The sequence below is a fragment of the Prosthecobacter sp. genome (assembly GCF_046154365.1).
GTDB lineage: Bacteria > Verrucomicrobiota > Verrucomicrobiia > Verrucomicrobiales > Verrucomicrobiaceae > Prosthecobacter.
Map to the genome: position 1 here is coordinate 17527 of NZ_JBJXFV010000195.1, position 10266 is coordinate 27792.

Sequence of the window (10266 nt, forward strand, 5' to 3'; positions counted from 1 at the left end):
ATGACCCGCACGGAGGCCTATCTCGCGCTCAACCTGCTCCCGCAGGTCGGACCTGTGCGTGTGCGCAAGCTGTTGCAGCACTTCGGCAGCCCTGAGCGCATCCTCACTGCCAAGTCGTCCGAAATTCTCCAAGTCGAGGGCTTTGGCCTCACGCAGGCGGAATCCATCGCTGGCTGGGAAGCGCAGATCGACCTCAGCGGCGAACTGCAAAAAATCCGCGACCGCGAACTCACGCTCCTCACGCAGGAAGACGAACTCTATCCACCGCTGCTCAAGGAAATCCACGATCCGCCTGTCGTGCTCTACGTCTGGGGCAATCTCACGAAACGTGATCACCACGCCCTCGGCGTCGTCGGCAGCCGCCATGCCACGCATTACGGCCTCAGCGCCACCAAGAAGCTCAGCTTCCAGATCGCGTATGCCGGTTACGCCGTCATCAGCGGTCTCGCGCGCGGCATTGACACCGCCGCGCATGAAGCTGCCCTCGCCGCCAAAGGCCGCACCATCGCCGTCCTCGGCTCCGGCATCGGCAAACTGTATCCGCCCGAGAACATGGCCCTCGCCGAACGCATCGCGCAAAACGGCGCCGTCATCAGCGAGTATCCCGTCGATCGCATCGCCGACAAACAAACCTTCCCTTATCGCAATCGTGTCGTTGCTGGTTGGAGCTGCGGTTTGATCGTCGTGGAGGCCCCCATGCGCAGCGGTTCACTCATCACCGCGCAGCAGGCCACCGATCAAGGCCGCACCGTCTATGCCGTGCCTGGCCCCATCGACAAACCCACCTCCGCCGGCTGCAACCGCCTCATTCAACAAGGTGCCAAGCTCATCATGGACGGTGCCGACGTGCTTGATGATTTGATGACCCTCTTCCCCACCGCACCCAGCGCCCCCAAAGTCGAAGAATCCCGCCCCGCCGTCACGCTCACGCTCGAGGAAGAAATTCTCTACCGTGCCATCGGCACCGAAGAGTCCCACATCAACGACATCACCACCGCCTCCGGCCTCACGACCGCCACGGTGTCAGCGACCTTGATGCGCCTCGAAATGAAACGCCTCATCCGCGCGCTGCCAGGGCGGCGGTATGTGCGGCTGGTGTGATTGACGACCCTTTAATCCGTGGTGCGCAGGCGGGAGAGTGATGGAGAACATTGAACATTGAACAGGGAAGTCTGAAAGTCTGGCCTTCGACGTTCGATGTTCATGGTTCAAAGTTCATTGTTCGTTACTCTCCGCATGTCTTTCCTCGCCCAGCATCCCGTTCTTCGTCTCGTCGCCTCACCGCAGCACCTGTGGCGTACGCTGTCGCTGGGCATCAAGACCATCTGGCTGCACAAGCTGCGCTCGTTCCTGACCATGCTGGGTGTCGTCTTCGGCGTCGCTTCGGTGGTGGCGATGCTTGCCATCGGTGAAGGTGCCAGCCATGAGGCGCAGGAGCAGATCCGCAAGCTCGGCAGCCAGAACATCATCCTGCACAGTGTCAAGCCGCCGGACAGCCAGGGCTCCAGCGGCGAATCACGCAGCATGATCAGTGAATACGGCCTCACCACGCGTGACATCCAGCAGATCCGCCAGACCGTGCCCGGCATCGCCGTCGTCGTCCCCAGCCGCCACATCACCGAAAATATCTGGAACTTCGACCGCAGCATCGACGGCCAGGTCATGGGCGTGCTGCCCATCTATCCCGAGATGCGCAACCGCGTCATGCTACAGGGCCGCTTCTTCACCGATCTCGAACTGGACGGCCGCGTCCCCGTCTGCGTCATCAATCAGACCGTCGCCGCGCGGCTCTTCCCGCTCTCCACGCCCACCGGCAAGTCCATCCGCGTGAAGGGCTACTACTACAAGGTCGTCGGTATCATCCAGGATGAAGGCCAGGCCATCGGCACCGATGCCAGCGGTCCTGCCGCCGATTCACAGGCTCAGGTCATGATCCCTTTCACCACGCTCATGGACCATTATGGTGAAATCTTCTTCCGCATGCGCACCGGCAGCTTCGAGGCCGAGAAGGTGGAGTTTCACGAGGCCGTCATCCGGGTTGAAGATGTGAACATGGTGGAAAGCCGCGCCGAGGCCATCCGCCACCTCATGACCAGCAATCACAAGAAGGAGGACTGGCGCATCATCGTCCCGGTTGAGCTGCTCAAGCAGGCCGAGCGCACCAAGCAGATCTTCAGCATCGTGCTCGGCAGCATCGCCGCCATCTCGCTGCTCGTCGGTGGCATCGGCATCATGAACATCATGCTCGCTAGCGTCACCGAGCGCACGCGCGAGATCGGCATCCGCCGCGCCCTTGGTGCCCGGCAGGCCGACATCGTCGTGCAGTTCCTGATCGAAACCGTCCTGCTGGCTGGTGTCGGCGGTATTCTTGGCGTGATCGTCGGGCTGGGCATCCCCATCGCTGTGCAGGAATTTGCCGGCGTCACCACGGTCATCAAAATGTGGTCTCCCATCCTCGCCTTCTCCATCTCCGTGTTCACCGGCATCGCCTTCGGCATCTATCCCGCCCGTCGTGCCGCGATGATGAATCCCGTCGAGGCGCTGCGGCACGAGTAGGGCGTGTTCTGTCCAAGGAGCCATCAGTGCTCGAATTTCGTCCTGTTCGAGGCGGGGGGCACCGGAGATGCAAATGCAGGCGGCCAGCGCCACGGCGATTTGCCGGAGTGCAAAATTACCGGTCATCGACCTCCGGCTTGACGCCGTGCGTGCGGGGCCGCATGATTGCGGGTCTGCCGGGGCCTTGGTTGCCGCACGGCGTTTGTTTTACACTCATGCCCTCACAGTCGTCCGTTTTGATGATGCCGCGTCCGCTTTGCCAGTTCATGGTGGCGGGCTTTTTTATTCTGGCGCTGTTGACCTGCCATGCCTCCGCCCAGGTGGTGCTCAAGGCGCAGCCGGTGGAGGAGGAGCCGTCAAAGGTGGTGGTAAAGCCAGCCGAGCCGGTGAAGCAGGACTTGAACGCCTCGTGGCAGACACAGCGTGAGGCGCGGGCGCTGACGCTGAGCGTGCCGGCGCCACGCGGGCAGATCGTGGACCGCCACGGTGTCCCGTTTGCACAGAACCGGGCGGCGAACTACCTCGCGCTGGTGATGCCTTACATGGAAGGTTCCAGCGACGCGCAGATCACCGAGTTTGCGAAATCCACCATCGACAATGTGAACCGTGTGCTGGGCAAGACCTGGACGCTGAGCGAGGAACGGGTGCTGCTGCACTACAAGCACAGGCGCTGGCTCCCGCTGGTGTTCTCCGTGGAGGAGGGGCTGAATGTGGAGATCACGCCGGACATGGAGGAGAAACTCAAGCCGCTGTTAGGAAACAGTTTGGTGATTCAGCCGGCCTACTTGCGGCATTACCCGCTGGGCACCACCGCCTGTCACATCATCGGCTACACCGGCAAGACCCGGCCGCTGCCCACCGGGCCGATTGTGGATGGCGACGCGGTGTTTGAAGAGATGGAAGGTCGCGAAGGCATCGAGACCGCGTTCGACAGTGATTTGAAAGGCCAGGCGGGCATCGTGAACGTGCTGTTCAGCCCGGATGGCAAGCGTCTTTCCGAGGATGTGCGGCGCACGCCGAGCCCGGGCCGCAATGTGGTGCTCTCCATCGACTACCACTTCCAAAAGTATGCCGAGAACGCCCTCAAAAAGCACACCACCGGCGGTGCGATGGTGATCATGGATGTGACGAACGGTGACATCCTGGCGATGGCTTCCAATCCCGGCTTTGACCTCAACGAATTCGTGCCGGGGATCCGCGCCAAGCGGTATGAAGAACTGACGAAAGACCCACGTCAGCCATTGTTCCCGCGGTCCTTCCGCGGCGAGTATCCGCCAGCTTCGACGTTCAAGATCGTCACGGCGCTCGGCGCTCTCGACAGCGGTAAGGTGGATGCGAAGACGTATTTTGACTGCCCGAATGCCCTGGAGATCGGCAACCGCGTGTTCAAGAACTGGAACAAGGAGGGCGAGGGCTCGATGACCGTCGTTTCCGCCATCAAGCGCTCCTGCAACACCTGGTTTTACCGTGCCGCCCTCGAATCCGGTGCGGATTACATCTCGAACATGGCGGTGCGGCTCGGTTTCGGCGAACGCACAGGCATTCCGCTCAAGGCCGAGGGGGTGGGCTTCGTGCAGACGAACCCTTGGACGCTACAGCACCTCGGGGCCAAGATGCAGTCCGGCGATCTGGCGAACATGGCGATCGGTCAGGGCCGCGTGCTGGCGACCCCGTTGCAGGTCTGTCAGTGCATGGCGGGACTCGGCGATGGCATGCGTATTCCGCAGCCGCGTCTGGTGCTGCAGATTCAGGACATGGCCGACCGCGTGGTGATGGCCTACGAGCCGAAGGATCGCAAGCGCATTAACCTCAACCCGGAGCATCGTCAGGCGGTGATCAATGGCATGATCGCCGTGGTGAACGGCAGCGGTGGCACGGGGCACAATGCCGCCATCAAGCAGGCGGAGATCGCGGGCAAGACCGGCACCGCGCAGTGGAAGATCGCGAAGGATCAAAACCTCGCCTGGTTCACGGGATTCCTGCCCGCTGGGAAGCCCATGTTTGCCTTCGCCGTCGTGTATGAGGGTGAACCGGGCGAGGACGTGAGCGGTGGCAAAAAAGCCGCGCCCATCGTGCGTGAGGTGTTCACCAACATCTTTGAGAAAGCCCCCGCAGACGATCCGATGCTGCTCGCCATGAAAGACGTGCCGAAGGCGCAGGTCGTTGAGGAGGATGTGATCTCCACGAGCGATAATGTGCAGGCACCCCCGCCCCCACCCCCGCCCCCACCACCGAAAAAAGGCATCGGCGGCTTTTTCAAACGGCTGTTTGGCCGGTAACCTGCACTGCATCCTCTGATGAACATCCAGCTCGCCACCGTGTGTGATTTCGCCGCCGACTATCAGGGCAAGCTTTGCATCCAGGGCGCGTTCGACACGCTGTGCGCGCAGAGCTTTCCCGTGGTGCATCCGCAGTGTTCCATCGCCGTGCGGGTGATTTTTCAGGCGGACGACGCGGGCCGGCATGAGTTTGTGATCCGCTGCGTCGATCCCGACGGCAAAGAGTGCCTGCCGCCCATGCCCTGTGCGCTGGAGGTGACGTTTCCATCCGCCTTCATCCCGTTTGTCTCGCGCAACATGGTGTACACGATCCAGCGCGTGAAGTTTGAGCGCCAGGGCCTGTACCGCTGGCTGGTGCAGCACCAGGCCGAAACCCTGGCCAGCATTCCGCTGCGCGTGACTTTGTTTGATGACCGCCGTTCCACCACCGGACCCGCAGGCTAGCCGATCATGACCACCTCCAAGCCCAGGCCCCATTCTGAGACCGCCACACCCGCAGGCACGCCGGTGCGGCATCTCTCCGTGTTTCTGCACAACCGCGTCGGCGCGCTCATGGCGCTGGTCAAACTGCTGACTGATCACCGCATCGAGGTGCTAGGTCTCTCGTTACAGGACACCACCGAGCTGGCGCTCGTGCGCTTCGTTCCCAGCGATCCTGAAACCACCGCGATGCTGTTCATTGAAAAGGGCATCCCGCATGTGGTGTGTCCCATCACTGTCGTCGAACTGCGCGAGACTGACCACACCCTCGCCCATGCTCTGGCGGCGCTGCTCACCGCTGAGATCGACATCAACTTTAGCTATCCGCTGCTGGTGCGTCCCTCGCAGCATCCGCTGCTGGTACTGCATCTCGACTCACCTGATCTCGGCGCCGAGGTGCTCTCCAAAGCCGGGTTTAAGGTGCTGACGCAGGAAGATCTGAGCCGCTGAGCAAGCTGAGTTGATGGTGAATAGTTGATGATTGATGGCCTTTGCCGCAACCGTTGGCGAAGCCCCTCCGTCTCAGGCTATCAACCATCAACTCTAAACCATCAACCACTCCGCTCCTACTGCTTGAGCATGAAGTGCGGCGCCAGTTGGGAGATGAACTCGCGCGCATCCTCCACCGCACCGAGTTCGGCAAAGGGATCCTCCTGGCCCACACGCTGCTCCGGCAGCGGCACGTAGATGGAGGCCATCGCCCAGCGGTGCTGGATGTTGCGGAAGGTGGAGTCGAAGTAGGACAGCAGGATGTGCTCGTAGTGATCTGCGCAGGACGTGCCGTTTGAGCCGATGTACCAGTAAAAATTGATGGCCCGTGTCCTGATCCGCACGCCGGGCTGCGGTTCACTGTCGCGGAAGATGCGCATCATCATGATGGTGATGTCACGGCCATCCTTCAGGTGCAGCGGTAGCTGCGTGCGGTCCGCCACCGTCCAGCCTTGGTTTGGCAGGCACACTTCCGGGCGGTGCAGGCTGCGTTTGACGAAGCCGCTGAGAATCACCGTGGCCATGATCTGTCTGCCGGTGGCGGATGCATAGACATTGCGCGCGAGTTTGACGCCTTCATCAAGGAGATTTTTCTCCTGGGCGGTCATCTCAAACTCACGGCCCTGATAATCTCCGAGGGACAGTGGTAGGTCGGGTAGGGTGCCGCCAGGTTTTAACTTCACGCCGGGCTGGGACACATGAAAACGGATGTCCGTGCCGGCGCAGATACCCAGCGCGGCCAGCGGCAGCAGGATGGCCGCTGCCAGTTGTGCCAGCGTGCGGCGTGGCAGTGGGATGCTGAGGCCACCACCGGCGGTAGGCGCCCGGCCATGACGTTTCAGGTTGGTTTTCATCTCTCGCCCTTCCAACAGCCAGCACAGCGCAAACATGCCGCTCAGCGCGACGCCAAACACGGCAAAGCCTGCAAACGTATGATACGGCGACATTTCCTGGTGATCGCCGATGTGCCGTCCCACGGCAAAATCAGAGCCAAACAGCAGCGTTCCCGCCACCAGCAGCAGCAGGCGCACGACATTGCCCGCCACGGCCAGCGGCACCGCGCACACAAACAGAATAAGCCGTGAACGCGGCTGTTTGAGCGCCAAATAGCCCAGCAGCGCCGAGATCATCATCAAGGCGAAGAGTGAATTGATGCCGCTGCATTTCGCATCCACATCGAGACTGAAGGCGCTGCCGATGGTGATGTCCTTTGCGGCGTCCGGTGCGGATTGTAGTGCGGAACCTTCATTCACCGCCGACACGCCGGCCATATTGAGCATCGAGGCCGCCATGGCGGCGGTGCGGGGGCGCAGGGGGGATGCCAGGGAGTCCTCCAGCGGCTGCATCGGCCAGGTGAACAACAGAAACAGCCACGCAAAGAACAGCGTGTGCATCCACGCCCGTCCCGCCACCAGCAGAATCATGCCTGCGAGCACGAATTGAATCGCGAGAAAGCCCGGATAACCCGTGTCCGCCTTGAAACCGATCCAGAAGAAGAGCAGGCCGAACGTCAGCGGCAGCACGCCGATCCAGTCGCCATGCCACGGCAGCCTGCGCAGTTCATCGCGTCGCAGCCAGACCAGCCAGCCGACGAGCAGCGGCACGAGCAGGCAGAACTGCCAGTCCGCATTTTTGCTGACCCATCTGGCCCAGCCGACGATAATGCTCTCACGCCTGCCGAAATCCCATTGCTGATACGGCCAGACCAGGAACAGCAGCACCAGCACCACCGGCAGCCCCCAGAGCGCCAGCTTGCGTAAGGTTTGAGGCCGGAGAGCGGCTGGGAGCGCGTAATAGGCGGGCGTGTGGGTGGATTCTTCTGCCATGAGGTGGGTTGACTGACAAAGGCTGGCCTTGTTTGTTGATTCTGGCAACCTTCATCGCGTAACGTCAGCGTTGCACCTCCCAGACCTCCCAACATGCAGATTAAAAAAGCAAACAAACTCAGCAGGCAGGAAACACGCGCCGCCGTCGAGGCGGAGGCACCACCTGACGACGCCTTGAATCAGGAGGGGCTGCCGTTGCACCGTGATACTGCGGCGCATGCGCCGAATCTGCGGCGCACACACCTCACCCGTAGGCATCTGGTGATTTCGTTGTGTACCTCGGTCGTCGTCGGCCTGCTCCTCATGGGGTGGTTCAATCATTTTTACCAGCATGAGATCGCACCTAGGCTGGCCGCATCCGCCCGCCCTGCGCAGACCGAAAGCACGGCCACGGCGGCCCTTGCCAAAGCCGACGAGCAGATCATCGCGTTGCAGCAGCAGGTCGATGTCATGCGGCGCGAGCAGTTGCTCATGCAGCAGAACACGCGCGAGTCTTTGGAAAGCATCGCCACCGTGCTGAACACTCCCAAGCTCGCGCCTGCGCCTGCCGCGCCGGCTTCGAATCAGCCCGGTGTGGCGCGCATCCCCGATGCGGCGCCGGACATCTCGCCGACGCACAAGGAATTCATCCTGCTCAAGGAGCGCAACCGCCTCACCGCCTACGCCGATGAAGCCATCGCCACCGGCATGCGCAAACCGATTGAGGTGCTCATCGAATACCTGCGCGACCCTGAATCCAAGCACCTCCATGAAGCCGCACAGGCCGAGTACATGCGTGCCGTGCGGTCCATCCAAGTGCTGCAGCGCGATGATCCTGGCTACCGCCTGCCGGTGGTCGAACTCTTCAAAGATCAAACCATCCGCGACGAGGCTGATGTGAAGCCCGAGGCCCTGCTCAAGCTGCTCGCCGATTACCAGCAGCCATGGGAGGTGCGCGTGCGCGTCTGCTTCCTGCTGCTCGGCAGCACTGCGCCTGAAACCAATGCACATCTCATCAAGTCGATCAAAGAAGATCCCTCGCTCGAAGTTGCCAAGCATGCCCAGCTCGCGCTGGAGCAGCGGGTTAAAAAACGCTTCCGCATCTTCGACATTCCCGCTATTGAGGAGTGGTCTAAATCGCAGGAAAAATAAAACTGCGCGCCACCTGATGAAAACGCTCTTCCTGACCAACGAATACCCTCCGCACATCTATGGCGGCGCGGGTGTGCATGTCGAATACCTCTCCCGTGAACTCGCCAAGCTCATCGAAGTCGATGTGCGCTGCTTCGGCGATCAGGACAGCAGCGCGGACAACCTCAAAGTCAAAGGCTTCGGCCTCGACACCACCGGCTGGGACTGCCCGCTCAACGTGAAGTCCGTCTTCGGTGCCTTGCAGCGCTGCCTCGACTTCAACACCGCCGGCATCGACGCCAGCCTCGTGCATCTGCACACCTGGTATGCGCACTTCGGCGGCATCCTTGCCAAGCTCAATTACGGCGTGCCCATGGTGCTCACCGTGCATTCGCTGGAACCGCTGCGCCCGTGGAAGCGCGAGCAGCTCGGTCACGGCTACGACTTCACCGTCTGGCTGGAAAACACCGCGCTGAAAATGGCCGACGCCATCATCGCCGTCTCCGAAGAAACCCGCGCCGACCTGCTCAAGCACTTCGTGCTCGATCCGCACAAGATCCACGTCATCCACAACGGCATCGACCTCGACGAATACCACCGCATTGAAGCGCCGGATGTGCTGCGGAAGCACGGCGTCGATCCTGACCAGCCCTATGTGCTGTTCGTGGGCCGCATCACGCGGCAGAAGGGCATCGTCCACCTCGTGCGCGCCATCCAGCACCTTGATCCCGGCTTCCAGATCGTGCTCTGCGCTGGCGCACCCGACACCAAGGAGATCAAACAGGAGATGGAGGCCGCCGTGGCCGCTGCCAGTGAGAAACGTCCCGGCATTGTGTGGATTCAGGCCATGCTCCCCGTGCCGGAAAAGATCGCCATGTACTCGCATGCCGCAGTCTTCTGCTGCCCGTCGATCTACGAGCCCTTCGGCATCATCAATCTCGAAGCCATGGCCTGCGAGACCGCCGTCGTCGCCACCGCCGTCGGCGGCATCAAGGAAGTCGTCGTCGAAGGCGAAACCGGTTTCCTCATTCCCATCGAACAGCAGACCGAAAGCCCCTTCGAGGCCGTGCATCCCGAAAAATTCGCCCGCGACCTCGCCGCCGGCATCAACGCCCTCATGTCCGACCCCGCCCGCCGCCAGCGCATGGCCAAAGCCGGCCGCAAACGCGCCGAAGACCACTTCAGTTGGCACTCCATCGCGAGGAAGACGTTAGCGCTCTACAAGACGCTGGCGGTTTGAAACGGATGACGCTAGAAACGGGGTTGATGGTTGGGAGTTGATGGTTGATGGCCTGAGACTGAAGCGTGGTGTGTCGCTGTGGCATGCACCCGCTGAGTGAATCCCCAATGCCTTCGCAACCGGCTCATGCTTAGCCGTAACGATGCAGTCAAAGGCAGTGGACGAAGACAGACTCAAACACCCGCAGGTGAAGGCTCGCGGCAGCGTCCTGGAGTGCGCCAGTCCTCTGGCGCTTTCGAGCGTCCCCGGGCCTGCGGCAAGCTCCAGAGGGCTGGAGCACTCCAGG

Annotated in this window: 8 protein-coding genes; 7 read left to right on the forward strand and 1 reads right to left on the reverse strand. The window is 61.7% G+C overall.

The features are described 5' to 3' along the window. From dprA to ACKVY0_RS25415, 5 genes are all read left to right on the forward strand, one after another. Complete coding sequence (gene dprA, locus ACKVY0_RS25395) at positions 1 to 1101, forward strand: DNA-processing protein DprA (protein ID WP_409217666.1); 1101 nt, start codon at positions 1 to 3, stop codon at positions 1099 to 1101. A 135-nt stretch (positions 1102 to 1236) separates the two neighbouring features. Further along, complete coding sequence (locus tag ACKVY0_RS25400; protein WP_409217667.1) at positions 1237 to 2556, forward strand: ABC transporter permease; 1320 nt, start codon at positions 1237 to 1239, stop codon at positions 2554 to 2556. Positions 2557 to 2771: 215 nt separating this feature from the next. After that, positions 2772 to 4835: a penicillin-binding transpeptidase domain-containing protein gene (locus ACKVY0_RS25405; protein WP_409217668.1), complete on the forward strand. Its 2064-nt coding sequence runs from the start codon at positions 2772 to 2774 to the stop codon at positions 4833 to 4835. An 18-nt stretch (positions 4836 to 4853) separates the two neighbouring features. Next, positions 4854 to 5279 carry a DUF6941 family protein gene (locus tag ACKVY0_RS25410; RefSeq protein ID WP_409217669.1) on the forward strand — a complete coding sequence of 142 codons (426 nt, stop codon included), beginning with the start codon at positions 4854 to 4856 and terminating at the stop codon, positions 5277 to 5279. Positions 5280 to 5285: 6 nt separating this feature from the next. Beyond that, entirely contained in the window at positions 5286 to 5765 is a 480-nt protein-coding gene (locus ACKVY0_RS25415; RefSeq protein WP_409217670.1) for a hypothetical protein, read from the forward strand. 116 nt (positions 5766 to 5881) lie between these two features. Here the strand turns inward: ACKVY0_RS25415 and ACKVY0_RS25420 are convergent, their stop codons facing one another. Continuing rightward, complete coding sequence (locus tag ACKVY0_RS25420; protein WP_409217671.1) at positions 5882 to 7630, reverse strand: exosortase/archaeosortase family protein; 1749 nt, start codon at positions 7628 to 7630, stop codon at positions 5882 to 5884. 93 nt (positions 7631 to 7723) lie between these two features. Between ACKVY0_RS25420 and ACKVY0_RS25425 the strand changes: the two genes are divergently transcribed. After that, entirely contained in the window at positions 7724 to 8761 is a 1038-nt protein-coding gene (locus ACKVY0_RS25425) for a hypothetical protein (protein WP_409217672.1), read from the forward strand. Between the two features lie 16 nt (positions 8762 to 8777). Further along, positions 8778 to 9980, forward strand: a complete 1203-nt coding sequence (gene glgA, locus ACKVY0_RS25430) for a glycogen synthase (protein ID WP_409217673.1) — start codon at positions 8778 to 8780, stop codon at positions 9978 to 9980. The last annotated feature ends 286 nt before the right edge of the window (positions 9981 to 10266 follow it).